24 protein-coding genes are annotated in these 24,196 nt (G+C 47.8%); 10 read left to right on the forward strand and 14 right to left on the reverse strand.

All coding sequences use genetic code 11. The features are described 5' to 3' along the window. Window positions 1–274: 274 nt before the first annotated feature. Window positions 275–1,501 carry an NAD(P)/FAD-dependent oxidoreductase gene (locus EL268_RS16675; protein WP_106653093.1) on the reverse strand — a complete coding sequence of 409 codons (1,227 nt, stop codon included), beginning with the start codon at window positions 1,499–1,501 and terminating at the stop codon, window positions 275–277. Window positions 1,502–1,650: 149 nt separating this feature from the next. On the opposite strand from EL268_RS16675, the gene EL268_RS16680 reads away from it, so the two are divergent. Beyond that, a complete protein-coding gene (locus EL268_RS16680) occupies window positions 1,651–1,953 on the forward strand; it encodes a DUF3846 domain-containing protein (protein ID WP_106653092.1) in 303 nt (100 codons plus the stop codon). 91 nt (window positions 1,954–2,044) lie between these two features. Here EL268_RS16680 and dut read toward each other — a convergent pair whose 3' ends face one another. Then, complete coding sequence (gene dut / locus EL268_RS16685; RefSeq protein WP_106653091.1) at window positions 2,045–2,581, reverse strand: dUTP diphosphatase; 537 nt, start codon at window positions 2,579–2,581, stop codon at window positions 2,045–2,047. A 196-nt stretch (window positions 2,582–2,777) separates the two neighbouring features. Here dut and trhO point away from each other — a divergent pair, with 196 nt between their 5' ends. From trhO to EL268_RS16700, 3 genes are all read left to right on the forward strand, one after another. Further along, the gene (trhO, locus tag EL268_RS16690; RefSeq protein ID WP_106653090.1) at window positions 2,778–3,722 is read left to right on the forward strand and encodes an oxygen-dependent tRNA uridine(34) hydroxylase TrhO; all 945 of its coding nucleotides are present in this window, start codon (window positions 2,778–2,780) and stop codon (window positions 3,720–3,722) included. 144 nt (window positions 3,723–3,866) lie between these two features. Further along, window positions 3,867–5,318 carry an amidase family protein gene (locus tag EL268_RS16695; RefSeq protein WP_106653089.1) on the forward strand — a complete coding sequence of 484 codons (1,452 nt, stop codon included), beginning with the start codon at window positions 3,867–3,869 and terminating at the stop codon, window positions 5,316–5,318. Window positions 5,319–5,330: 12 nt separating this feature from the next. Then, the gene (locus EL268_RS16700; protein ID WP_232029925.1) at window positions 5,331–5,864 is read left to right on the forward strand and encodes a hypothetical protein; all 534 of its coding nucleotides are present in this window, start codon (window positions 5,331–5,333) and stop codon (window positions 5,862–5,864) included. Window positions 5,865–5,895: 31 nt separating this feature from the next. Here EL268_RS16700 and EL268_RS16705 read toward each other — a convergent pair whose 3' ends face one another. Next, window positions 5,896–6,345 (reverse strand): hypothetical protein, encoded by a 450-nt coding sequence (locus tag EL268_RS16705; RefSeq protein ID WP_106653088.1) that lies wholly within the window; start codon window positions 6,343–6,345, stop codon window positions 5,896–5,898. 217 nt (window positions 6,346–6,562) lie between these two features. On the opposite strand from EL268_RS16705, the gene EL268_RS16710 reads away from it, so the two are divergent. Then, window positions 6,563–7,306, forward strand: coding sequence for a class I SAM-dependent methyltransferase (locus EL268_RS16710; RefSeq protein ID WP_106653087.1), 744 nt, complete (start codon window positions 6,563–6,565; stop codon window positions 7,304–7,306). A 92-nt stretch (window positions 7,307–7,398) separates the two neighbouring features. Here EL268_RS16710 and EL268_RS16715 read toward each other — a convergent pair whose 3' ends face one another. Next, window positions 7,399–8,763, reverse strand: coding sequence for a D-serine ammonia-lyase (locus EL268_RS16715; protein WP_106653086.1), 1,365 nt, complete (start codon window positions 8,761–8,763; stop codon window positions 7,399–7,401). Window positions 8,764–8,922: 159 nt separating this feature from the next. On the opposite strand from EL268_RS16715, the gene EL268_RS16720 reads away from it, so the two are divergent. From EL268_RS16720 to EL268_RS16730, 3 genes are all read left to right on the forward strand, one after another. Beyond that, window positions 8,923–9,414: an NUDIX hydrolase gene (locus EL268_RS16720; protein WP_106653085.1), complete on the forward strand. Its 492-nt coding sequence runs from the start codon at window positions 8,923–8,925 to the stop codon at window positions 9,412–9,414. A gap of 18 nt (window positions 9,415–9,432) precedes the next feature. Then, the gene (locus tag EL268_RS16725) at window positions 9,433–9,885 is read left to right on the forward strand and encodes a GNAT family N-acetyltransferase (protein WP_106653084.1); all 453 of its coding nucleotides are present in this window, start codon (window positions 9,433–9,435) and stop codon (window positions 9,883–9,885) included. Window positions 9,886–9,983: 98 nt separating this feature from the next. Next, on the forward strand, window positions 9,984–10,784 hold the full coding sequence (locus EL268_RS16730; protein ID WP_106653157.1) for a VOC family protein: 801 nt from the start codon (window positions 9,984–9,986) through the stop codon (window positions 10,782–10,784). Between the two features lie 63 nt (window positions 10,785–10,847). Here the strand turns inward: EL268_RS16730 and EL268_RS16735 are convergent, their stop codons facing one another. Genes EL268_RS16735 through EL268_RS16750 form a run of 4 tightly spaced genes read right to left on the reverse strand, consistent with a single transcriptional unit; the run spans window position 10,848 to window position 14,261 of the window. Beyond that, window positions 10,848–11,966, reverse strand: coding sequence for a YheC/YheD family endospore coat-associated protein (locus EL268_RS16735; RefSeq protein WP_106653083.1), 1,119 nt, complete (start codon window positions 11,964–11,966; stop codon window positions 10,848–10,850). 59 nt (window positions 11,967–12,025) lie between these two features. Then, a complete protein-coding gene (locus tag EL268_RS16740) occupies window positions 12,026–12,934 on the reverse strand; it encodes an RluA family pseudouridine synthase (protein WP_106653082.1) in 909 nt (302 codons plus the stop codon). 33 nt (window positions 12,935–12,967) lie between these two features. Then, window positions 12,968–13,315 (reverse strand): thioredoxin family protein, encoded by a 348-nt coding sequence (locus tag EL268_RS16745; protein ID WP_088907287.1) that lies wholly within the window; start codon window positions 13,313–13,315, stop codon window positions 12,968–12,970. Between the two features lie 58 nt (window positions 13,316–13,373). Then, window positions 13,374–14,261 (reverse strand): LysR family transcriptional regulator, encoded by an 888-nt coding sequence (locus tag EL268_RS16750; protein WP_047069050.1) that lies wholly within the window; start codon window positions 14,259–14,261, stop codon window positions 13,374–13,376. Window positions 14,262–14,375: 114 nt separating this feature from the next. Between EL268_RS16750 and leuC the strand changes: the two genes are divergently transcribed. Both leuC and leuD read left to right on the forward strand, forming a co-directional pair. Then, the gene (leuC, locus tag EL268_RS16755) at window positions 14,376–15,806 is read left to right on the forward strand and encodes a 3-isopropylmalate dehydratase large subunit (protein WP_106653081.1); all 1,431 of its coding nucleotides are present in this window, start codon (window positions 14,376–14,378) and stop codon (window positions 15,804–15,806) included. Beyond that, a complete protein-coding gene (gene leuD, locus EL268_RS16760) occupies window positions 15,803–16,387 on the forward strand; it encodes a 3-isopropylmalate dehydratase small subunit (RefSeq protein WP_106653080.1) in 585 nt (194 codons plus the stop codon). Before leuC ends, leuD begins: the two co-directional genes overlap by 4 nt. Before the next feature lie 76 nt (window positions 16,388–16,463). On the opposite strand, the gene EL268_RS16765 is transcribed toward leuD, so the two are convergent. From EL268_RS16765 to EL268_RS16790, 6 genes are all read right to left on the reverse strand, one after another. Continuing rightward, window positions 16,464–16,970, reverse strand: coding sequence for a GNAT family N-acetyltransferase (locus tag EL268_RS16765; RefSeq protein ID WP_106653079.1), 507 nt, complete (start codon window positions 16,968–16,970; stop codon window positions 16,464–16,466). Between the two features lie 115 nt (window positions 16,971–17,085). After that, the gene (locus EL268_RS16770; RefSeq protein WP_106653078.1) at window positions 17,086–18,744 is read right to left on the reverse strand and encodes an AMP-binding protein; all 1,659 of its coding nucleotides are present in this window, start codon (window positions 18,742–18,744) and stop codon (window positions 17,086–17,088) included. Between the two features lie 179 nt (window positions 18,745–18,923). Then, a complete protein-coding gene (locus EL268_RS16775) occupies window positions 18,924–19,400 on the reverse strand; it encodes a hypothetical protein (protein ID WP_106653077.1) in 477 nt (158 codons plus the stop codon). Window positions 19,401–19,675: 275 nt separating this feature from the next. After that, window positions 19,676–20,167: a YajQ family cyclic di-GMP-binding protein gene (locus EL268_RS16780; protein ID WP_106653076.1), complete on the reverse strand. Its 492-nt coding sequence runs from the start codon at window positions 20,165–20,167 to the stop codon at window positions 19,676–19,678. Window positions 20,168–20,187: 20 nt separating this feature from the next. Beyond that, the gene (locus EL268_RS16785; protein WP_106653075.1) at window positions 20,188–20,976 is read right to left on the reverse strand and encodes an SDR family oxidoreductase; all 789 of its coding nucleotides are present in this window, start codon (window positions 20,974–20,976) and stop codon (window positions 20,188–20,190) included. Between the two features lie 124 nt (window positions 20,977–21,100). Next, the gene (locus EL268_RS16790) at window positions 21,101–24,196 is read right to left on the reverse strand and encodes an efflux RND transporter permease subunit (protein WP_106653074.1); all 3,096 of its coding nucleotides are present in this window, start codon (window positions 24,194–24,196) and stop codon (window positions 21,101–21,103) included.

The raw sequence follows: 24,196 nt of genomic DNA on the forward strand, positions 1-24,196 counted from the left end.
CCTACGCGTTGCAGGATCGTCTGGACCTTGCCTTTCGTGGTTTTCATACAGCGTACCTTCACTCCTCTTTTAATATATAGTATTTTACTCGGAATACTCTGTTATTGAAGATTATACCTGCCTTTTTATTCCTGTCAACGATATTTCCATCTACCCTATGCTAGGCAGGTAGGCCACGTTCAAATGTTACTTGCCTATCCAGCAAATTTGGGCCCGCCCGTTCTGTCATTTTCAAAAAAATAAGCCTTCCCGTTGAATGGGAAAGCTTTTCCGATCAGACTTTGGCACTGGCATATTTCATCCGGTCAAAAGCAAAAAGATCGGCGTCCGAATGACTTCCTTTTGTAATCAGATCACTGATGATTTGCGCGCCGATAGTCGAATAAACGGTTCCATTCCCCCCATACCCTAGCGTGAACAAGCAATGGGGATACCCCTCCTGCTCCCCAAACAGCGGGAGTCCGTCATGCGTTCCGACAAAAGTAGCTCCCCAATAATATTCGGCTCGCATGGGAATCTGCGGAAATAACTCTTGAATCTTTGCGAGCAATTGATCACGCTTCTTAAGGCTAGAAGCATCCCTCTTTTGCAAGTCGTTCAATGGCTCATCAAGTCCTCCGACAATGATTCTCCCATCTGGACAAGTGCGGATATACAAATAGGGACGGGCTGTTTCCCAGATTAAACATGCATGCGGCCAACCCGTAAGCGCTTCGACTTGATTAGTCACGATGGAAAACGAGCTGGAAATGACAGCATTGGCATTACGCTTCATGGATTGTGCCTCGTAGCCAGTTGCAAACACAGCACGCCTGCACTTGATTGTGTGCCCACTTTTGGTATAGACCAAAAGCCCTCCGTCCTGTACTTTTTGATGCACGACTTCCGTGTTTTCGTATACGCGCGTCCCTTTTTTTACAGAGTGGGCGATCACACCGTTGGTAAATTTGTACGGATTGAGCTCCGCATCTCCCTTGGAATAAATAGCCCCTGCCTTTGAAAAGGAGAATCGCTTCTCTATATCTGGTCGGTCAAAATACGTGACTGGGAAGCCATACTTCTTCAATAACTGGTACTCTGTACGCAAGCTCTCCGCATCGGCTGGTTCGCTGGCATAGTACAGGCTGTCACGCCTTATGTAATCTGGAGATTGGTCTAGCTGCCCAGAAATTTTTTCTAATTCATCAACCGCCTGCCGCGTCAGCTCGTAAAAACGAACTCCTTTTTGCTCACCGAAAGAATGGATACAGGCTGTCAACGTTTTGTCGTTGCATATTTGCAGCAAACCGGTGTTAGCGCTGCTGCTGCCCCCACTTACCCGCCGTTTATCCACGAGGATGACATCCACATCATGCTGCTTCAGATAATAGGAAACGAGTGCTCCTGCCTCACCGCCACCAATGATCAGGACATCACACTTCACGTCCTCGGTCAGAGCAGGATATAGGGGTGGCGCTGGCAATGTTTCTGGCCAATACAGTTTTCCGGTCACGAGTATCATCAGCATGTCCCCTCAGGCTGAAAGTATCAATACGGACGTTACTTCAATTCTCAACCATAGGATAACCAACACGCCAACAGGCATCCGCTCTCCTATCGCAAAATTCATTGGTTATACGTTATGATGGGTGTCAGAAGGAGTGATTGCGCTTGACTACGGTATACGTAAAGCTTCCGCATGAACATGCAGTTGTTCGAGAAATCGATGGGACGGATGAACTACAGGAGCTGGTGGGTGGTGATTATGAGGTAGTAGATGATGACCATCTGGAGGGTATCACCCTCATTGTGAATGAAGATGCTCGCGGGGTACAAGCGAACAATTTCCCCATCACATCAGACGGATTTTTAGACTGGGTCTATGGACCTTGCGTATTCGTCAAAGCAGATGGACGTTCGTTGACAGCTGACGATCTTTCGAGAATTGACCAGTTTTTATCCGCCAAAGGATGAGGATTTGATCAAAGCAAAGACCCCTGACGTATCAGCTCACGCCCATTTACACGGCTGATAATCAGGGGTCTTGTATTTTTACTCGATTGAACTAGCTCTTGAGACCGCTGCTGCCGAAGCCGCCCGCTCCTCTTTCTGTCTCATCCAGCTCATCGACTACTTCGAACTGCGCGACTGGAACGATTGCAATGACACCCTGTGCAATCCGGTCCCCTTTTTTGATTAAGTAGCTATGTGCATCGACTTCTTGTTCAACAGTTACTTCGTTTTCGCCAGCGCCCAGACATACCTTGCCACTTTTTCCGGATGCGATCCGAATGTTATCGATCAGCACGCATACTTCACCGCGATAGCCTGCATCAACAGTCCCCGGTGCATTGGACAAGCGCAGCTTTGTTTTAGCACTGATCCCGGAGCGAGGGCGCACTTGCAATTCAAATCCTTCCGGAAGCGCGAACGCCAAGCCAGTTGGAACTTTTGCAGATTGGCCAGGGGCAATCAATGTATCCTCTACCGCGACCAGATCAAAGCCCGCGTCCATTGCTCTCGCGTACGCTGGGATCACGGCGTCTTGGTGGAGCTTTTTAATTTTCACCTGCGTAACCAGGCGCTCATTTGTCATGTTCATGTAATCGTCTCTCCTCTGTAGCCTGTCAGCTGAATACCATTCATAGTGTACAGGATGCGTCCACTTCCAGCAAGAAGCACGGAATTTCATAAAAACCTCACAAATCCCTTTCTTTTTCAGCGCTTTTAACAATGGAATGTGGTATAATCACCGTTGCATCTAAAATCACAATTGAAAAGAAAGGTGGAATTGTACCTTGCAAGTACAAAAACCATATCGCATTTTGTTGTATTACAAGTATACTCCTATTGAAAATTATGAGGAGTACGCAGCCGAGCACTTGCAATTTTGCAAGGATAACGGTCTGAAAGGGCGGATTATCGTAGCTCCGGAGGGCATTAATGGAACCGTATCCGGTACGATTGAACAAACCGACGCCTACATGGAATATGTGCGAAAAGATCCACGTTTTAGTGATATGTGGTTTAAAATAGATGAGTCGGAAGAACATGCGTTCAAAAAAATGTTTGTGCGTCCGAAAAAAGAGTTGGTAACCTGGCGTTTGGAGGAGGATGTTGATCCGAATAAACTAGTCGGCACCTATCTGAAACCAAAAGAATGGTACGAAATGATGCAGGAAGAGGATGTCGTGATCCTCGACGGTCGCAACTACTACGAATACGATTTGGGACATTTCCGTGGTGCGATTCGCCCTGAAGTGGATTCCTCCCGTGAATTCCCTGAATGGATTCGTGAAAACATGAGCCAGTTCAAGGATAAAAAAGTCCTCACCTACTGCACAGGCGGTATTCGTTGCGAAAAGCTGACAGGTATATTGCTGCAACAAGGCTTTGAAAATGTTTACCATCTTGAGGGCGGAATTGTCACGTATGGAAAAGATCCAGAAGTCCAAGGACGTCTGTGGGATGGAAAATGCTACGTGTTTGACGAACGCATCTCTGTGCCGATCAACCATACCGAAGAAGACGTTGTCATTGGCCGTTGCCATTACTGCGGTACGGTGGAAGACCGCTATGTAAACTGCGCGAACCCATTCTGCAACAAGCAGCACTTCTGCTGCACAGAATGCGAGACAAAATTCAAGCGCTCTTGCTCCGATGAATGCCGCGAGCACCCTCGCAACCGTTATGTAGAAGCGGAAGAAAAAGCGAAGCTGCAAGCTGCTGGATCAAACGCATAATTTGATAGGAACACATGCAAGCTGATTCTCTCGTAGAGTCAGCTTGTTTTTTATAGACAAAAGGTTCACACTCCCCTCTCTTTCCCTTTACCTGAATTTGGTACTATAATAAATAATTAAATCATTCGCAAAAGGGGATACATTATGTCATTGATTCATGAAACAAGCATTCTCGAATGGCAAGCTGCAATGACAGCCGGAACCACGACTTCCCGGGAACTGACCCTCGCCTTTTTAGAGCGGATTGCCACATACAACAAACAAGGCATCCGAATCAATGCTATTTGTGAGCTAAACCCAGATGCACTGGCGATTGCAGAGTCACTGGATCGGGAACGAGCAGTGTCAGGCAGTCGCGGGCCGCTTCACGGAATCCCTGTACTCATCAAGGATAACATTGCGACATCTGACAAAATGCACACGACGGCTGGAGCTCTAGCTTTAGCAGATTCGTTTGCCTCTGCGGATGCATTTGTTGTGTCAAGGCTCCGAGAGGCGGGCGCCGTCCTTTTAGGGAAAACAAATCTTACGGAATGGGCTAACTATATCTCCAATGACATGCCAGATGGCTATAGCTCGCGCGGTGGACAAGTATTGAACCCATACGGTCCTGGTGTACTCGAAGTCGGCGGGTCTAGCTCGGGTTCAGCTGCTGCGATTGCCGCAGGATTTGCCGTAGTGGCAATCGGTACGGAGACTTCTGGGTCCATTCTCCACCCAGCGGAGCACAATTCGCTCGTGGGAATCAAGCCTACGGTTGGCTTAATCAGCCGTTCGGGTATCATTCCGATTTCCCATAGCCAAGACACAGCCGGACCGATGGCGAGAACTGTGACAGATGCAGCAATTTTGCTTGGCGCGCTTACTGGGATAGATGAAAATGATCCGGTGACTGGAAAAAGCGAGGGTCTAGCACATACCGATTACCTCCCCTTCCTCGATGCAGACGGTTTGCGGGGTGCGCGCATCGGCGTTGTACGCTCCAGGTTTTTGGCTGAGTGTGATGACGAAGAAATCGCCTTGTATGAAGCAGCTATTGAAAAGCTCAAAGAGGCTGGTGCAACTGTCATAGATGCGGTCACCATTCCGACAGAAAATGCCAAGTGGGATAGACAAGTTCTGGTGCATGAATTCAAGGTAGGCGTCAATGCGTACTTAAAAACCTTACCAGCCCCCTACCCGATCCGCTCCTTGCGGGATGTCATTGCCTTTAATCGGGCACATGAGGAACAAGCCCTGCTTTACGGGCAAGAGCTGCTGGAAGAATCCGAGCAAACAAGTGGTACGTTGACAGAGCCGGAGTATCTGGCGAATCGCCTGTTCGATTTGGAAATGACACAGAAGCAAGGCCTTGATGCTGTCATGAAGGAGCACGAACTCGATGCCCTCTTGTACCCCGGCAGTACGGGTTATGCTATCCCGGCCAAAGCCGGTTACCCTTCGATTACGGTTCCAGCTGGCTATACTTCCGCGGGCAAGCCATTCGGCATCATGCTAACTGGATTGGCATTCCAGGAACCTACCCTGCTTCGCCTGGCCTACGCTTATGAGCAAGCAACTCGACTGCGTATAGCTCCGAGTATGACTACCGTGTAAAGGAAGCACAGAATGAACCACAGAATGAACCGATATTACGGACTTTTTATTGGCACAGCAATCCCTTTCAAGCATCTGAAGAAAATCATTCGCAAATTCAACTATGATTACTATGGCAAAGCCAGCCCAGAACGACAGCAGCACTTTATCGAAATAATTCCAGAATTCCACATCAGTCACTCTCATAATCCACACCATTGGCTAGCGTGTATCATGGTGGAACCTGCGTATTTGAACAGATTTTTAGAAATCGTAAACAACCTAGATTTCACTTTCATCCTTTGCCAGTATCGTCACGGTCATTTTCAAACGATAATGAATGAAATCGAGTATAGTGTTACGAGCTATCGCTCCTTGGAAGATGTCGTCTATCTGCTATTCGAAGATGAAGATGATATCGAAGGGAAATTCGCTAAAAAACTGCGCACGCTCCCACTCGAAAAACAATTTGCCTCAGCCCCTGGAATCAAAACGAGCGAAGAATATCAATATCTGCTAGATACATGGGTAAAGGAAGTACTCGCCTATCCAGCAAAAAACGCATGAGACCCTTTTGGCCCCATGCGTTTTTCCCATTCTACATTGTCTTGCTTTCTTGCTCCGCTTTACCGAGTCGGTCCTGGAACAGCTTGCTCAATTGACCGATATTTACTTCCCATTCCTCATCCTTGTAATAGACAGTCGCTTTGTTTTCGCCCTTTTTGCCTACGATGCGAATACTCGTTGTCTTCACTTCATAGGTGCCATCTTCCTTGAAGGAAATATCGGCATCCTTAAGCTCTTTGTCCAAGACTGGTGTAATCGTCTTATCGACGACTTCCTGTGTAGCTACGGCTGCTTGACGTCCCATTTGAATCACTTCTTCAGGACTGAATTGGAAAAACAACACGAGCACAACACCAATAATAGCAGCGAGCGAAATAATTCGAATGATACTTCGCACCACCCATTGGGCAGCCATGATGATGAGTATGATAGCTAGCGCAATCGGCCAGTAATCTTTGATCAGCTGAAGTATTTGGTCCACGTCTATCCCTCCTTCGATTTCAGTCTCGCCAAAAAATATCGAAACCAAATCTTCTTACAGAAAAAAACCGTCTCAGCAAAGCGGACGGAATCGCGAAAATGGGTTGTCTCTCACTAATTCTCGTAAAAAATGCAAACTCCTGCTCTCATTTTCAATCGTTTTAAACGAATTTTGCCATTATATTCATCTTTAATAAAATAGAAACAGGTGATATAGGATGAAACAAAATCTGTATGATCAACTGGATTTTTATCAGGACTATCAAAAGCTCCGTCTGTCCGGTGAATCGGAGAATGATATAATCGAACAGCCTGCTTTTCGCGGTTGTCTCCCCTCCCTGAAAGGATTGCGTGTACTCGACCTCGGATGTGGTGGCGGACAGTTCGCCAAGTACTGTGTGGAGCAAGGAGCAAGTGAAGTGATCGGTGTTGATCTCTCTCACAACATGCTGGAGTATGCCCGAACGAACAACAGTCATGAGAACATTCACTATCTACATGGCTCCCTGGAGGACATTGCGCTTGCCGATCATGACTACGATCTCATTACGAGCTCTCTTGTCATGGACTATGTTCGTGACTATGAGCACGTGATCAACAAAGTAAGCCGCGCCTTGCGCAACGGAGGCCATTTCGTTTACTCTACACTCCATCCGCATATTACTGCTCGCAAAAAGGTCGAGGGTTGGGTACGCGACGAAGAAGGGCAGAAGCATTTCTGGCCCTTGGATAACTACTTGGAAGATGGAGAGCGTGAAATGCACATGATGAACGGCAGAAAGGCCCTTTTTTACCACCGCTCCATGTCCACTGCCGTCAATACGTTAATCCAAGCGGGGCTTACCCTGCAAGAGATCATCGAGCCAACCTGCACACCAGAAGGACTCCTTTTGCAGCCGCATCAGATTTCAGAAGTAAGAAGACCGACGTTTATTATATTCAAGACGCAGAAGACTTTTTGAAATGAATGGTTAAAAGCCCGGAAGAATGCATCCGGGCTTCACGAAAATTGTTTACATAATAACTATTATGTATCTTTAATATCATACTTTTCTTATTTTTTTCCATTCCCATCCAGAGCTTTGGCATAATACTCTTCCTGAATATACTCCGGCACCATACTCCCACCAGTCACCCATACGATGTGGGTCGCCTTTTTCATTTTCTCCGTTAGACCTTGCTTCTCCAAATACATCCGCCCTGTCTCCTGCTGAAACAATCTAACAGGTCCTGGCATGCCAGCCAATGCAGACGGCTCCAATCGAATGGACTCATGATCGCGCAAGGCTCGCAACAAGGCATATAGCTCCTCGTCGTCCACGGTAAACACGCCACTCAGCAGGTCCTCCATCATTTTTCCTACCAATCGGGAAGGTCGACCAACTGCCAGACCATCTGCCTCTGTCTTGTTGTCTATCCCGAAATCTTGAACGGAAACTTTGTCATGGAGCCCTGTCATTAAACCTAGCAGCATGCAAGGAGAATGAGTCGGTTCCGCAAAAAAGCAATGAACATGGTCACCATAATTAAGCTTTAACCCGTATGCTACACCACCAGGACCACCACCAACTCCACACGGAAGGTAGACGAACAGCGGGTGATCACGATCTACTTTTATTTGTTGTTCCTCTAGCTGCCTTTTCAATCGTTCGGCTGCTACTGCATAGCCGAGGAATAATCGCTTGGAGTTCTCATCATCGATGAAGTAGCAGTTCGGATCGGCTTCAGCCTGCTTCCTGCCCTCTTCCACGGCTTTTCCGTAATCCGATGCGTACTCCACAACCTGGACCCCTTTTGCCCGCAGCAATTCCTTTTTCCATGCTTTAGCGTCCGCTGACATGTGTACAGTGACTTGAAAACCGAGCTTCGCGCTGATGATCCCGATGCTCAAACCGAGATTCCCTGTCGAGCCTACCGCAATGGAATAACGGGAAAACAGTTCCCGGAACGCATCCGAGGCCAAAATAGCATAATCCTTGTCCGGTTGCAGCATCTGATGCTTTTGGGCCAATTCTTCTGCATGTGCCAGCACCTCGTAGATGCCGCCCCGTGCTTTGATCGAACCTGCAATAGGCAAATGGCTGTCGCATTTTAACCAGAGATTCCCTTGTATATTCGTCGCAAAGCGAGACTCCAGGTGCTTTTTCATCTCTTTTATCGGAACGAGTGGGGACTCGATCAGTCCACCAGCTTCTCTTGTCTCAGGAAAAGCCACTTGAATGAACGAGCTAAAACGCCGCAAGCGTTCTTCTGCATCATGGACTTCCTCTGGCCGAACGGAGAGAGCTGCTTTTGCGATCTCGTCATAGCTAGGGTTCGTCCAGAACACTTCCTCCGTCGCCATCATGTTATGGAGAAGCGGATATTTCGTTTTCCACTCCTCTATTGTCAGCCCTTCCACCTTTTCGTTGTTTCCCATCTTGAACGAGCCCCCTATTCTTTCCATCTTCTTTGTTATTATAACGAAATATTACAAAACTTCTTTTGGAAAACCAAATAAAAATTACTGATGAATCCACTCATTTGATACAATGGTCGTGATAAAGAAGTCGACTGTACCAAAAAGGAAAGTGATAACATGTATCGCTATACCATATGCTTTCTCAAACATAGAAATGGGATACTCATGCTAAATCGCAACAAATCACCGTTGATGGGGCTATGGAATGGCGTAGGCGGTAAGCTAGAGCACGGAGAGACTCCACTGGACAGTGTCCTTCGCGAGGTTCGGGAAGAGACGGGCATTTTGCTAGAAACCGCTTGCTACAAAGGAATTGTCTCTTGGCTAGTCGATGGAATGGAAACGGGCGGTATGTATGCATTTCTCGCTCATCTTCCGGAAGACTACGAGCGCACCCAAACCCCACAGCTCGTAGAAGAAGGCATACTTGACTGGAAAGAGCTAGCGTGGATTTTGGACCCGGACAATGCTGGCGTCCCAGAAAACCTTCCCATGTTTTTACCATACATGTTGGAAGAGGCTGAACCTTGTCAACATTTCTTTACGTACGAAAATAACCTAATTGTCAACTACGAAACAGCTCCATTGCCAAAGCCGGTAACAACCTGAATCGGAGGAGAAACACGGATGGAAATTCGCAAGCTTGCAGCACAGGAACAACCACCAATGGATTTACTCTTATTGGCTGACCCTTCAAGCAGATTGGTAAAAGATTATTTACAACGAGGTCAGTGCTATGTCGCTCTTCTGGAGGAGAGCATCGTAGGCGTCTACGTCTTGATTCCAACCAGACCGGACACGATTGAACTCGTGAATGTTGCCGTCGATGAGGCCCACCAAGGCAAGGGTATTGGCAAAAATCTCGTTCTTCATTCCATTGAAGCAGCAAAATCTCTCGGTTATAAGACGATCGAGGTCGGCACAGGGAATTCTAGTGTGGGTCAGCTTGCCCTTTATCAAAAGTGCGGATTTCGGATGAATTGGATCGATCGGGACTTCTTCTTGCGGCATTATGAGGAAGAGATTTACGAAAACGGGATTCAGGTGGTAGATATGATTCGCCTCTCTCAAGATATTTGAGAAGATTGTCTAGAAACAGTGTGAACCGAATGAGTATACATAATTTATATTATGTTATCTTAATGTACGTTATCTTTTTATAGGAAAAGGTGATGCCAGTGATCACGCATTTTTCTAAATTAACCTTACAAACTGTGTCCATCCAAGGGGTACATCAGGTTTACGCAGACCGTCTCGGCTTTCCGATTTCATCTCAATCAGACAAACAGATTACGTTTCAAGTCACTCCTGATTTTCGTTTAACCTTTCAAGAAGTGTATGAGCCGATTTCCCCCGCCCATATTGCGTTTCAAGTGCCTTATTCTCTCTTTCATGAATCAGCGAAAAAGATCAAAGAATCTGGTCTTTTGATTGTTCGATGGGAGGATGGGCATGACATTGATCAGGAAAAACAACGGATGAACTTGTATTTCCGCGATGGAGACGGGAATCTTCTTGAAATTATCGCCCACGAGTATGTGTCAGAAGAGGTCGTCAAGCCGTCCACTCCCCTGCACATTATATATTTACGGGAAGTGGGCTGTCCTGTGGAAAGCGTGCCTGTCTTTACCCAATGGCTAAAATCGAATATAAGCCTGAAAACATACGAGGATGGTGAAATTTTTAACTTCGTCATCGGGGGCACGGCACATATCGTAGCCACATGGAAAAACAGGCCTTGGATTCCCATTGCGATGAAAGCGTTACCACCAAAAATGCACGTCACTTTTGGAACACCTGACCAAACGTTCCTGCAAAAAGTACGGAGGCGCTTTGAAAAAAGTAATGTCCTATTCCATTCGGATGCCCATGAGCTTACGTTCGTCCGGGAAGGATACTCTTTTTCTGTTATCCATACACCCGATTTCGCCCCTGACATCCCGAGTAAATTGCAATTACCTCTTTCTATCTCCACCTAGCAAATACAGCGGCAGACGAGGACTTCAGACGTTGTCCTTGACTACCGCTGTTCTGCTTTCACGCTATCCTCTAGCGACCTTTCTCTTCAAAAGTGGCTCGCGACCTTCGCGTCCTTGTGTTTTCGCAAGGTAGATGGCATATTCAAGCGGGCGAGTAATGGCATTCTTGTACTGCTCCATTGCCCCCATCTCCCGGAAAATTTCCCGAGCTGGTTTGGGATTCACTTCGATCAGCCACGCACGACCCTCTACATCGATGCCAATATCCAGTCCAAATTCAACCATCCGTCCAAAATGATCCTCGAGTGTTTCTGCTGTTTGAAAAGCGAGCTGTTCGCAATCACGTACGATCTGCGCAGTGCGCTCCTCCCCAAATCTCGGTCGGAGAAATACCGAAACAGGGATAGCTTTTCCACCGCCATGCAGATTAGAGGTGGCACTGCGTTCTGGACCCACGCGAATCCCATGACCTGTAATACTCCATTCACCCTGCCCATTCTTTTGAATCAAGAGGCGCATGTCTACTGCACGCGAAGGAACCAGCTGCAAACGAAGCCCTTGCTGAACGATGTATTTCTCCTGTCTCGTCCAACGATCTACCCATCTCTGGGCAGCGGCTTTGTCTCTTACTACTGTGGACACTTTCGCCCTTTGCTTATTACGTCCGAGCAGTCTCAGTTCGTCGCCACGCTTTTCAATGGACAAGATGTTTCGACCCCCTGTTCCATTGAGTGGCTTTACGTAGAGCAATGGATGCTTGCCTAACATGTTTACGAGGCTTTGACGGTTATAGAGGTAGGTCTCCGGAAGCCAGCGATGCATTCTGGAGTCCCGATGCAGCACCTCATGTACTCGCCATTTGTTAGCCAATCGATTGTTTGCGTACAAAAAATTACTCGTCCGCCGAAAGGCCACGTAGTTCTTAAACGCCTGTGTCGGTGTATAACGGTACCGGTCGAATACAGCGTCTGGACGATCAAATATCCTTGCTTGCCAGCCGCCACTCTTCCCCGGGACATACCCTCTCACCTGCTTGCCTGATCCCAACACGTCGTTAGGTGAAAACAAGAAAACGGTACAGCCCAGTTCTTGTCCAGCCTTGAGCAGTCGCCGAAAATAGGTTGGCTCTGCAAAACGTGTGCCTTCCCGCCAAGTCAAGATGCCGATTATGGGTCGTTTCAAAAGACCACCCTCTCTCGTTTCCTCCTTGGCAGTTTATTCAGTCTGTAGTCAAATGGCGATTATCTCAGCTTCTTTTCCAAGTGAAACAGATCGAGTGGCAACGGAGCCGTGACTTCGATAACTTCTCCACCGAATGGATGCTCAAATTTGAGTACGGCGGCGTGCAGCGCTTGTCGCTTAATGAGTTCGCGCTTGCCACCATACAGTTCATCCCCCAAAAGCGGATGCCCAATATGACTGAAATGAACGCGAATTTGATGGGTTCGCCCCGTCTCCAATTGACATTCTACTTTCGTAGCTGTTTGAAAGCGTTCTTTCACCTGGTAATGCGTAATCGCTGGATCTCCGTTAGGTGTGACCCTTCTGCGCGTCCCATGATTCCGATCTTTTCCGATGGGTTCATTGATTTTCCCGCGCTCTTTGGGCATTTGTCCCGAAACATACGCGACATAAGTACGCTTGATTGTGCGCTCACGCAGCATTTCATCTAAAAGTGCAGAAGCCCACGCATGCTTCGCGTACAGAACGACGCCTGACGTATCCTGATCCAGCCGATGGACATGGCGGACTTTTGCTTCCAAACCCGTACGAAAAAAGTGCCCCGACACGAGATGATCCAACGTCACATGATGATAGCGTTCGGTTGGATGCAACAGAAGTCCAACCGGCTTATTTACGATGAGCAAATGATCATCCTCGTACAAAATCTCGGGAACTTCACTAGCCGGATCAAGCCCCAAAGGCTCAGGCTTGCACATTCGCAGCCGAATTTCCTGCCCTGCTTTTCCCACAACATGCTGAGCAACAGGTGCACCGTCCAGCAATACTTCTTTGTGTTGGAATAAAAGATGGACCTGCTTGCGAGGCAGCTTCCACTCTTCGCGCAGCAGGTTCCCAATCGGAATGGCATCATCTTTGTCTCGTAAGTGAGCAACAAGCCATTCCCCTTCTTTTTTCATGTTTAACATTTCTGTCTATCTCCCTGTTCTATGTTCATGCCATTACGCTTGCTCGAGTCCTTTACCCACTTGAATGGCACGGTCTAAGAAATGCTCGATCTCCTCACGACTTTTTCCGAGCTTGCTGACGAAGCGAACCAGTTCTTTACCATTTTGGAACGCAATAAAGCTCGGGATTCCGAAGACATCGTACTTTTCGGACAGGTCCGGGAGAGTATCACGGTTGACTTCGATCATATCCAGCTGTTCTTTGTATTTTTCCTCCACGGCAGGCATGAAAGGATCAATGCGATGGCAATCTGGGCACCAATCCGTGAAGAATTTGACGATGACTGGCTTGGTTGCTGCGATTACTTGCTCGAACTCTGCTTCTGTCTTAATTTCTCTCATGTTATGTTCCTCCCCAGAATGATTTGGAAATAGTGTACCACAGGCGTGGGAAATCACTCTATATTTTTCCACCCTGCTCGATGAGACATTGCACAAACGCTTCAGCCGGGCGCGACAATGGCTTATCCTTTCGATACGCCACGACGAGTGTGCGAGAAGGTTTTGTTTTGATCCGCACATAAGTTGGCGGCTCGATCGTTCCGGGTGCGAGCGTAATCATTTTCGGCGCAAACGACAACCCCATGCCTGCTGCAACAAGTGACTGAGCCGTCTGGATGTTCGAGCTCTCAAACACGATTCGCGGTCGGAATCCCGCCTGCTCACAGAGCCGAAGCGAAATCGTGCGGAAGCCTTGTCCTTCTTTTAATAGAATAAAAGGCTGATCGGCTACCTCTGCGAGATCGACTTCTTTACGTTTCGCGAGCGGATGATTGGCTGGTACCGCCAAAAAGATTTCTTCGTTGATCGCGGGGATGATTTCCAAAGACGGATCACTGATGGGCATGGTAAGCAGGCTTACATCAATTTTCCCCCGCACGAGCAGCTGCTCCAAATGACTCGACGTTTCCTCCATCAATTGCAGCTCGACACCGGGAAATTGCTGCGTAAACGTAGGCAACACCCTCGGCAGAACGTACGCCCCTGTAATCGGTAGACTTCCGACTAGCAATTTGCCGCTTTCTCCTACGGCATAAGCTCGCATTTCCCTCTCCAGCCCCTCTGACATGTCGACGAGCGTTTGCGCCACTTGTATGAAGCGCTGGCCCGCATCAGTCAGTTCAACGTGCTGTGGCAAGCGATGGAACAAGCTGACACCAAGTATTTTCTCCAGCTTCGCAATTTGTTGGCTCAACGACGGTTGGGCCAAATGTAATCGATTGGCTGCCCGGGAGAAACTGCGTTCTTCCGCAACAGCGAGTACATAACGAATTTGTCGTAACTCCATATAGACCTCCCGATAGGCAAAAACTATCCTTCTTATAATTATTATATCTTTGAACTATTCTCTTTGCCATGTTACAACCTTGTTAAGAGTTTTTGAACGAAGGAGGAAAACATGATGACAGCCCGTACGATGTTTGAAAAGATTTGGGACAATCACGTTATTCACGAAGAGGCAGGCAAGCCGAGCCTTTTGTATATCGACCTGCACCTGGTTCACGAGGTGACTTCGCCACAAGCTTTCGAAGGACTACGCTTGGCTGGCCGCAAAGTACGCCGTCCAGAGCTTACCTTCGCAACCATGGACCACAACGTACCGACTGCTGACCGTTTTAATGTCAAAGACCCGATTTCTCGTCAACAAATGGAAACCTTGACGGCGAACTGTGAGGAATTCGGGATTACACTGGCGGATTTGAACAGCCCGGATCAAGGGATCGTCCACGTCATTGGTCCTGAGCTCGGACTCACACATCCAGGCAAAACAATCGTCTGCGGTGACAGCCACACCTCCACTCACGGCGCATTCGGTGCCCTCGCTTTCGGTATTGGTACCAGTGAAGTGGAGCATGTACTCGCAACGCAATGCTTGCAGCAATCCAAACCAAAAACGATGGAAGTACGCGTAAACGGCGACCTGCCATTCGGTGTCAGTGCAAAAGATTTAATTTTGGCGATTATCGCAAAATACGGAACTGACTTTGCCACTGGCTACGTCGTAGAATACACAGGCGCTGCGATCCGCAACCTGACCATGGAAGAACGCATGACTGTGTGCAACATGACAATTGAAGGTGGTGCTCGCGCCGGCTTAATCGCTCCTGATCAGACTACTTTTGACTACTTGAAAGGCAAGCGCTATGTTCCGCAAGGGGAAGATTTCCTTGCAGCTGTCGAGGCTTGGAAAGAGCTCTGCACAGACGAAGGCGCTGCATTTGATGCCTGTGTAGAAATCGAGGCAGCCGAGATCGCACCGCAAGTGACGTGGGGAACGAGCCCTGGTATGGGTACGAACATTACGAGCACCGTTCCAAACCCTGAGTCATTCGAGACAGCCGCACAGCGCAAAGCGGCACAAGATGCTCTGGCGTACATGGACCTTGCACCTGGCACCCCTATGAGTGAAATCAAAATCGATCGTGTGTTTATCGGCTCCTGTACAAACGGTCGGATCGAGGACCTGCGCAAAGCAGCAGAAGTGGCAAAAGGACGCAAGGTCTCCCCTTCCGTACACGCGATGGTCGTTCCTGGCTCACAAGCTGTTAAGCAGCTCGCTGAGCAAGAAGGCTTGCACCTCATTTTCCAAGAGGCTGGCTTTGACTGGCGCGAATCTGGTTGCTCCATGTGTCTGGCGATGAATCCAGATATCCTGTCTGAAGGTGAGCGTTGTGCTTCTACCTCCAACCGGAACTTCGAAGGACGTCAGGGACGCGGCGGACGGACGCATCTGGTCAGCCCGGAAATGGCAGCAGCAGCAGCTATCGCAGGTCACTTCGTCGATGTACGTGAATGGAAAAGCGAGAACGCTAGCAAGGAGGTATTCCAATGAATCCATTTGTCATCCACACCGGAGTGGTAGCCCCACTCGATCGTGTAAACGTAGATACGGACGCAATTATTCCTAAGCAGTTCTTGAAGCGTATTGAGCGCAGCGGTTTTGGTCAATTCCTGTTCTACGAATGGCGCTTTACTGTCGATGGTGCGCCAATCGATTCGTTCATTCTGAATACGCCTGCGTACAAGGAGTCTACTGTCCTTCTTGCCCGCAACAATTTTGGCTGCGGCTCCTCTCGCGAGCATGCGCCATGGGCTCTCCTTGACTATGGCTTCCGCTGTGTAATTGCTCCATCCTTTGCGGACATTTTTTACAACAATTGCTTCAAAAACGGCATCCTGCCGATCACGTTGAGTGAAGAGGAAGTCGATGAGCTGTTCAATCGTGCTCAAAACAAGCCGAACTACCAGCTGACCATCGATCTGCAGGAACAAGTCGTTCGTGACAATGAAGGTCTCTCCTACCCGTTCGAGGTAGACTCCTATCGTCGTTACTGCCTCCTGAATGGTCTCGACGATATTGGAATTACGTTGCAGTATGAAGATAAGATCGCTGCATACGAGGCAAGTCGTTAATTTTTCATCTATAACGTTGTGCATAGAAAAAGCGAAGGCAGCCGCTATTGTGTGCCTTCGCTTTTTTCATGTTTTCCTATAGAAGAATATACATGTGACTCTCATCAAAGTATTGATCGCCATTTTTCAGTGCACGCTTTTCTAAACCATATGGAATAAAGCCCATTTTCTCATAGAGACGAATGGCAGCCGGATTAGTCGTGACGACAGCGAGCTGTACTGTATCGATATCTCCCCGCTCCTTTAAGTAGGCTAGCTCTGCCTGCATGAGCGCTTGTGCGACACCTGTCCCGCGATACGCTTCACGCACGTACATGGAGACGATAGAAGCTTTGTGTCTTGCTTTCACCCCTCTGTGACGGAAAAAACCGATGATGCCGGCCAGGTGTCCTTCCACAAATGCACCAAAATAGCCGCTATCACCTGAATCCCCTTGAGAAAGTCTTTGCCGCCACTCTTCCATCGATACCTGCATGGCCTCTTCATAGGTAGAGCCAAAAGCGTCTGGGTCTGTTTGCAGCCCTTCCAGTCTAATCTTTACCAATTCTTCTGCATCGTCTGGTCCCAAAAATCTAACTTCCATGCTAGGCTGCACCTCTCCTATTTTTGATTTCCACTTATCTTAATTAAGAGTTGCTCGAATGTAAAGAACTATCTAAAAAAGCGCCAGGAGCATCTCCCTAGCGCTTGAACCCTGCCTATGCAGTTCCCGTCTGGTTTGGATTGCTTTGTCCAAACAGCTGCAACGCTTGCTCCCGCAGCTTGAACTTTTGAATTTTACCGGAAGCGGTCATCGGATATTCGTCAACAAACTGTATGTAGCGAGGAATTTTGTAATGAGCAATCTTCCCTTCGCAATAGTTCCGTACCTCTTCCTCCGACAACGTCTCGTGCGGCTTTACCCGAATACACGCCAATACCTGCTCTCCGTATTTGGCATCAGGTACACCGACTATCTGGACGTCCAACACTTTTGGATGCGTATAGAGGAATTCTTCCACTTCACGTGGATAAATATTTTCCCCTCCGCGAATGATCATGTCTTTGAGCCTGCCAGTTATCCGATAGTAGCCTTCTTCATCTACGGTTGCCAAGTCTCCGGTATGTAGCCAGCCTTCGTGATCGATCGCTTTCACTGTCTCCTCTGGCATATTGTAATAGCCCTTCATGACCAAATATCCTCGGGTACACAGCTCGCCTTGCAAACCTGGCGGCAAAATGTCACCAGTTGCCGGATCAATGATTTTTGCTTCTACCTCTGCATGCAGACGACCGACAGTGGATACTTTCCGCTCGAGGGAATCCTCCGGCACGGTCTGTGTGATGACGGGAGACGCTTCGGTTTGTCCGTACGCTATCGTGATGTCACGAATTCCCATTTGATCGACGACCTTCTTCATGACCTCAATCGGGCATAAAGAACCAGCCATGATGCCTGTTCTAAGCGAGCTCAGGTCACGCTCGGCAAAAGTCGGATGGTTCAATTCGGCAATAAACATCGTGGGTACACCGTACAGTGCTGTGCAGCGTTCGGCCTCCACAACCGCAAGTACCACGCCGGGATCAAAGGCGATGACTGGAACCATCGTCGCACCTGTCGCCACACATGCCAAGGTCCCCATCACACAACCAAAGCAGTGGAAAAACGGTACCGGAATACACACCTTATCCTCTAACCCGAGCCGCTGACATTCCGCTACCTTGATGGCATTGTTGACGATATTGACATGCGACAGCATAACTCCCTTTGGAAAACCAGTCGTACCGGATGTGTACTGCATATTGATAACATCATCAGGTGAGAGTGTCGCCTGACGTGCGATCCTCTCTTCTTCCGTCACCAATGCAGCCCGTTCGAGCAAATCACTCCACAAAAACATTCCAGGTTGGCGCTCATTCCCTAGATAGATCACATTTTTTAAATGCGGAAGCCTTTCGGATTGAAGCGCTCCAGGTTCACATGTCAGTAACTCCGGGCAAATTTCTTGAATCATGGCAAGATAATTCGCATCGCGATAGGAATCCATTAAGAGAAGTGTTGTCGACTCTGATTGACGCAGCAAATATTCCAGTTCATGTACCCGATAGCTTGTATTGACCGTTACCAGAACACCACCCATTTTCGCTGTGGCAAATTGCGAAATCACCCATTCTGGCACGTTGGTTGCCCAAATCGCGATATGTTCCCCTTTTTGAATCCCAAGAGACATAAATCCCCGCGCTGCCTGATTGCATATCTCTTGAAATTCCCCAAACGTATAGCGGAGCCCTCGTTCGTGATAAACCAGCGCTTCCTTTTCCAGATACTTACTGGCTGTGTCGTCTAACATGTTGCCGATTGTGGTCATATGAATCATACAAGCACCCCCAAAACATTCAGACTATTCTGTAGGATTCTTCCTTTTCGCCACAATCCCTTCTTTTTCCGTTATCGTCCTATATCCATTCGTTCTACGGTTTGACATATCAAGAACGTTCCTTTCCTTTCCCTTCCCCACAAAAAGAAAAGCGTCCCTTTTGTGGAACGCCATCTGCTTTACTTCACGACGATTTTTTTCGTAGTCTCTACCTTGTACGGCAGATGATTGCTGTAGTTGAGCTCTACCCGAATTTCATGCTCTCCCTTGGGCAATTTTTTCAGCAAAAACTCTGGTTGATAAATCATCCCTTTTGGTTCGCCATTCAGGTATAAATGTGCGTGTCCCTCTCCAAAGACTGGGGCTTCGGCCAATTCGCCATTTTCCTGAACAAATGTGAAGTTCTCTGTTAGCAAGGAAACTTCTGCCGTCGTCCCATCCACCTTGACGTCCATGTTCAGCGCGGGCTTTTCTGCCCCTGCTGGCTGGTTCATGGGTGCCGTCGCTGTAACAGAAGTAGTCGGATCTGACGGTCGATAAGAGTCCGAGACGCTCAGAGGGTCTTTGACCAAAAGTACGATTCCCGCCACGAGTACTACAAGAAAAACAATTCCGCCCAAAATGAGATTGCGCATACTGATAATAAAGACCTTCATGTCTCTACTCTCCCTTTCGCAAGTGCTTGTCACTTATTTGTACATGCATATGCGAGAGTGAAGAGAGTTAGAAGCAAAAACTTTTCTAGTAGTCACTGCTCAAAAAGTTGGCTTTTCAGCACCGAGAAGATGGCGAGAACTGTACGAAGGAGGAGCGGAGTGTAGGCTAACTACATGAGCACCGGACTTCGGAGGTAAACGCCATATTCGATGTCGATTTCGCTTGCACGACTACTTCGTGATCAAAAGACGACTTTTTGAGCAACCTCTAGTAATCAACGGTAGTTAATAAATTGCACTTCCAATGGAAGATCAGCCTTGCGGATCGCGTTGATGATTTGCTGCAATTCGTCCTTGCTTTTTCCCGTCACGCGAATTTGATCGTCTTGAATCTGTGTTTTCACTTTGAGTCCTGTATCTTTGATGATGCTGTTGATCTTTTTCGCATTGTCTTTGTCGATCCCCTGCACCAGCTTGACACGTTGACGGACAGTACCGCCCGCTGCCGGTTCCATTTTGCCGTAGTCGAGGTTTTTAATCGGGACATCCCGTTTGACGAGCTTCCCAAGCAAAATGTCTTTTACCTGACTGAGCTTGAAGTCGTCATCGGAGACGAGGACGAGCTCTTCCTTTTCCAAGGAAATGCTGCTCTTGCTCCCTTTGAAGTCAAAGCGATTTTCTATTTCTTTTAATGCGGTCTGAATCGCATTGTTCACTTCGGACAACTCTACTTTGGACACGATATCAAATGAGCTCTCTTTACTCAAAGGAATTCCCCTCTCTTTTATTAGATCGCACGGATCAAGCCACCGTCGACGAGGAAGGATTGACCTGTCACGTAGCTGTTTGCTGGCGAAGCCAAGAACGTCACCATGCGAGCAAACTCATCAGGCTGACCGTATCTGCCCAATGGGATTTGCTTCTCCCAATTTTCCCTAACTTCATCAGTACTGATGCTCTTCGCCTCTGCGGCAAGCCCATCCAGTTGTGCCACCCGATCCGTCGCAATTCTGCCAGGCCCAATGGTGTTAATCAGAATCCCATCTGGTCCTAGTTCTGAAGAAAGCGTCTTGGAAAGGCCCAATACCCCTGTTCGAAACGTATTGGACAGAAGCAAATTCTCAATTGGCTGTTTAAAGGACGAAGAAGCGAAATTGATGATTCTTCCAAATTGGTTCGCTCGCATATGAGGCAAAACAGCACGAATGGCACGTACATAGCTGAGCAAATTTAGCTGGAAGGCTTGCATCCACTGTTCGTCGGTGAGCTGATCGAATCTGCCTGCTGCAGGCCCACCTGAATTGTTGATTAAAATATCGACGCTGCCAAAATGCTTGACCGTTTCTTCGACAACTCGTTTAATATCATCTTCCTTTGTCACATCCACGGTTACAGCAAGAGGGGATTTTCCAGTAGCCTGTTCGATCTCTGCACGTACGATTTCCAGAGCAGCTTCATCTCTACCGCATATCGTGACATTCGCTCCTTCTTGGGCGAGGCACTGCGCTGTTGCTTTCCCCAATCCTTTTGAAGAGGCGAGTACCAGAGCCGTTTTTCCTTGCAAAAATAGATCCATGTGCATGCTCCTTTCATGGTTCACTCATGTATGTATCTTGATCTCTTTATTCTACAGAACTTTCAGACGAAGGAAAAGCAAAAGAGAAGGGGGACAGCACATACTCCCCTTCTCTTGCGAATCATTATACCTCTGTCGGAGGTACGTTCTTATCTTTGTTTTGTTTCGCCTCTCGTTTTGCTTCGCGCTTCGCTTGGCGAGCCGCTTTGCGCGCCAGTCTTCTTGCCTTCGCCCCCTCAAACAGGGAGTACAGTACTGGAACGAGCACCAGCGTGACGATAGTATGGAAGATCAAGCCAGCGATTACGGCAGTTGCGAGCGGCGCTTCCAAATCAGAGCCTTCCGCCATCGCAAGTCCCATCGGAAGCATCCCGAGAATCGCCGTCAGCTTCGTCATGATAACAGGACGAATCCGTTCTTTGGTTCCTTGGATAATGGCTTCGGCTGTCTCCATTCCACGCTTGCGGAGCAAGTTGATCCGGTCGATCAGGAGAATCGCATTGGAAACGACGATACCGACCAGCATAATGATCCCAATCATCGCCATTTCACCGAATGTCCGCTGTGTAAGGACGAATCCTAACACGACACCGACCAGAGCCATTGGAATGGTCAGCATGATGATAAACGGCTGGGAAAGACGTCCGAACTGAGCAACCATGACGACATAGATCAATGCGAGTACACCGACGAAGACGAAGATCGCTTGTGTCATGTTCGTGCTTTGCTCTTTCAATTTTCCGGCGATCTCTACTTTGTAGCCCGCTGGAATCACTACACCTGGAAGCTTCTCTCCGATCTCACGACCAACTCCAGCCAAATCGCCACCTTGAAGCTCAGCAGAAACGGTGATAATCCGCTCGCCTTTTTTGTGCTGAATCGTAACAGGAGATTTGCTATAGGTCATCTCTACCAAGTCAACCAAAGGTACTGCTGCACCATTTTTCGCGCTCACCATGACGTTTTTGAGTTGATCCGGGTGCTTCAGCCAGTTATCAGGCATTTTAGCCACAACGTCCACTTCGATTCCGTCCTGCGTGATAGATGTAATTTGTTGGCTGCCAATCAGCACACTCAACTGTTGTAACAACGAACGATGATCTACATTCAGCCTTGCGAGAGCTTCTTCTTTTGGCAATAACGTGACCTTTTCCTTGCCTTCTTTAAAGTCGTTGCGAATGTTGCCAACACCGGAGATAGTAGAAAGCATTCCTTCCAAATCGGTAGCGATCTTGCTCAACTGCTCCATGTCGTCCCCGAAGATTTCCAATTGGATCGGCGCACTGCCACCCTGCTGTCCGTAAGACATAGAGACCGATTCAATTCCTGGCAATCCATTCAAAATATTGTTGATATCTTCATTCAAAGCTTCCTTATCCCGTGTTCTTTCTGTTTTCGGAATCAAGGAAATGAATAACTCTGCGCCTTCCTTGGAAGCGAAGAAGAATACATCGTTAATTTCGGGGATTTTCCGCAGAGCTTCTTCCCCGGCGACTGCTGCTTTTTGTGTCTTTTCAATTGTAGCCCCAATCGGCATGTCAATGTTGGCAAAAATGATATTTTCATTAGGATTGATCCCTTGGCCTGTTTTCATCATAGGCGTAAGGAATACAGATCCAACTAGCATCGCAATCGCCAGTAGAATCGTTTTGACGCGATGTCTAATCGCAATCTGTAAGAGACCGCTGAACGCACGGATGATAAAGTGTTCTTTCCCTTCTCCTTCTAGCGAAACATGCTTATCCTTTTGCAAGAAGCGATTGGAGAATACGGGAACAAAAAAGAATGCGGCGATGGTTGAAGCGATAATGGCAGCAGATACGGTAAACGCGATCGTTCCCAAAATCGGTTTGAGCCAGTCTTCAAAATCTGCAAGGACGAGCGGCAAGAAAACGATAATAATCGTAAGCTGTGAAGTAAACACAGGCGTCAATACTTCTCTCGTTCCTTTTACAATCGCCTGTTTGAGCTCCTCGCCTTTTTCTCGATAGTGATAAATACTCTCCAGCACCACAATCGCGGCGTCAACAATCAATCCGACTGATAAGCTCAAGGACAACAAGCTGATCATGTCAATGTTGTACCCGCCGATTTTCATTGCGATAAATGTCATAAAAGCAGAGAGTGGCAGTGTCGTTGCAATGACGAGAGTAACCCTCCAGTTACGAAGGAAAACGAACAGGATGATAATCGCGAGCGCACCACCGATCATCACATCACGACTGAGGTTGGAAACCGCATGCTTAATGAAGGAAGCTCCTTCAAACATCACTTTGATGGTATACTTGCCATTCGCTTCTGCGATTAATTCGCGAACAACTTCTTCTACCTTCGCTTGCGTGGTGATCAAATCATAGCCATCAGCTCGTGTGACGCTCAAATGAACAAAAACGGAGCTGTTCGTAAGGGCTACTGAATCTTTCACTTTTCCACGCAAGTCTTCAATGTCTGCGAGCTGATCTAGGGAAACCGCTCCCTTCGGCGTATCGATCGACAGTGCTCTCATTTCCTCCGCATTTTGGTACGAGTTGTCGATCATGACTACCGTGTCAAAACCTGTGTTCTCCAGCGTCCCAATCCCTTGTTTCCAGTTCGTATCCTGCAGTTGCGAGATAACTGCCGAAGGATTGGTTTGATACGCATTCAATCGCTCAGGCAACAGGGAAACGGCTATTTTATTTTCGAAGCTTCGGTCAGAAACAGATACTTCCTTGACACCTTCGATTTCCTCAATGCGGTCCTTGATCGATGTTTTGGCCAGACTCAGCATCGTCTTCGGATCAGCGCCTACGAGGGCGTAGTCAATCATTTGTTCGCCACCAAAGCTGCTCTGGTTGACTTCTACGGAATCAATGGCTTTCGGGAAACCGTTGCGAAGGCGGTTGACGGCATTTTGTACATCTTGCTTGACTTGCTCGCCTTTTCCTTCATTCGCAGAAATATTGATACTAACGTAGCCAGCACTCGTTGAAGAATAATAATTTTTAATATCATTAATCGATTTTAGCTCTTGTTCTACTTTTTTCGTTATTTTCTCTTCCATTTCTTCAGGAGGAAGTGACCCACCCGAAATTCGAACAAAAATGTCCGGGAAGTTCGTCTTCGGTACCAATTCAATATTAAAGCTGAACAAGGACCCCAGTCCGGCAATGACGAGCAAAAAAGTAAACAAATAGACAATCAGTTGTCTCTTAAGCAAAAAGAGAATCATCTTGTTCAT

It is taken from the genome of Brevibacillus brevis (assembly GCF_900637055.1).
GTDB lineage: Bacteria > Bacillota > Bacilli > Brevibacillales > Brevibacillaceae > Brevibacillus > Brevibacillus brevis.

What these genes read in the sequence shown, in the direction of transcription:
- EL268_RS16715 (WP_106653086.1), bottom strand. Translation starts at nt 8,763, where the DNA reads ATGGGAAACAACGAAAAGGTGGAAGGGCTGACAATAGAGGAGTGGAAA.
- dut (WP_106653091.1), bottom strand. Translation starts at nt 2,581, where the DNA reads ATGAACATGACAAATGAGCGCCTGGTTACGCAGGTGAAAATTAAAAAG.
- EL268_RS16745 (WP_088907287.1), bottom strand. Translation starts at nt 13,315, where the DNA reads ATGAGAGAAATTAAGACAGAAGCAGAGTTCGAGCAAGTAATCGCAGCA.
- EL268_RS16700 (WP_232029925.1), top strand. Translation starts at nt 5,331, where the DNA reads ATGAACCACAGAATGAACCGATATTACGGACTTTTTATTGGCACAGCA.
- leuD (WP_106653080.1), top strand. Translation starts at nt 15,803, where the DNA reads ATGAATCCATTTGTCATCCACACCGGAGTGGTAGCCCCACTCGATCGT.
- EL268_RS16790 (WP_106653074.1), bottom strand. Translation starts at nt 24,196, where the DNA reads ATGAACAAGATGATTCTCTTTTTGCTTAAGAGACAACTGATTGTCTAT.
- EL268_RS16740 (WP_106653082.1), bottom strand. Translation starts at nt 12,934, where the DNA reads ATGTTAAACATGAAAAAAGAAGGGGAATGGCTTGTTGCTCACTTACGA.
- EL268_RS16775 (WP_106653077.1), bottom strand. Translation starts at nt 19,400, where the DNA reads ATGAAGGTCTTTATTATCAGTATGCGCAATCTCATTTTGGGCGGAATT.
- EL268_RS16765 (WP_106653079.1), bottom strand. Translation starts at nt 16,970, where the DNA reads ATGGAAGTTAGATTTTTGGGACCAGACGATGCAGAAGAATTGGTAAAG.
- EL268_RS16770 (WP_106653078.1), bottom strand. Translation starts at nt 18,744, where the DNA reads ATGATTCATATGACCACAATCGGCAACATGTTAGACGACACAGCCAGT.
- leuC (WP_106653081.1), top strand. Translation starts at nt 14,376, where the DNA reads ATGACAGCCCGTACGATGTTTGAAAAGATTTGGGACAATCACGTTATT.
- EL268_RS16750 (WP_047069050.1), bottom strand. Translation starts at nt 14,261, where the DNA reads ATGGAGTTACGACAAATTCGTTATGTACTCGCTGTTGCGGAAGAACGC.
- EL268_RS16710 (WP_106653087.1), top strand. Translation starts at nt 6,563, where the DNA reads ATGAAACAAAATCTGTATGATCAACTGGATTTTTATCAGGACTATCAA.
- EL268_RS16675 (WP_106653093.1), bottom strand. Translation starts at nt 1,501, where the DNA reads ATGATACTCGTGACCGGAAAACTGTATTGGCCAGAAACATTGCCAGCG.
- EL268_RS16785 (WP_106653075.1), bottom strand. Translation starts at nt 20,976, where the DNA reads ATGGATCTATTTTTGCAAGGAAAAACGGCTCTGGTACTCGCCTCTTCA.
- EL268_RS16695 (WP_106653089.1), top strand. Translation starts at nt 3,867, where the DNA reads ATGTCATTGATTCATGAAACAAGCATTCTCGAATGGCAAGCTGCAATG.
- EL268_RS16720 (WP_106653085.1), top strand. Translation starts at nt 8,923, where the DNA reads ATGTATCGCTATACCATATGCTTTCTCAAACATAGAAATGGGATACTC.
- EL268_RS16725 (WP_106653084.1), top strand. Translation starts at nt 9,433, where the DNA reads ATGGAAATTCGCAAGCTTGCAGCACAGGAACAACCACCAATGGATTTA.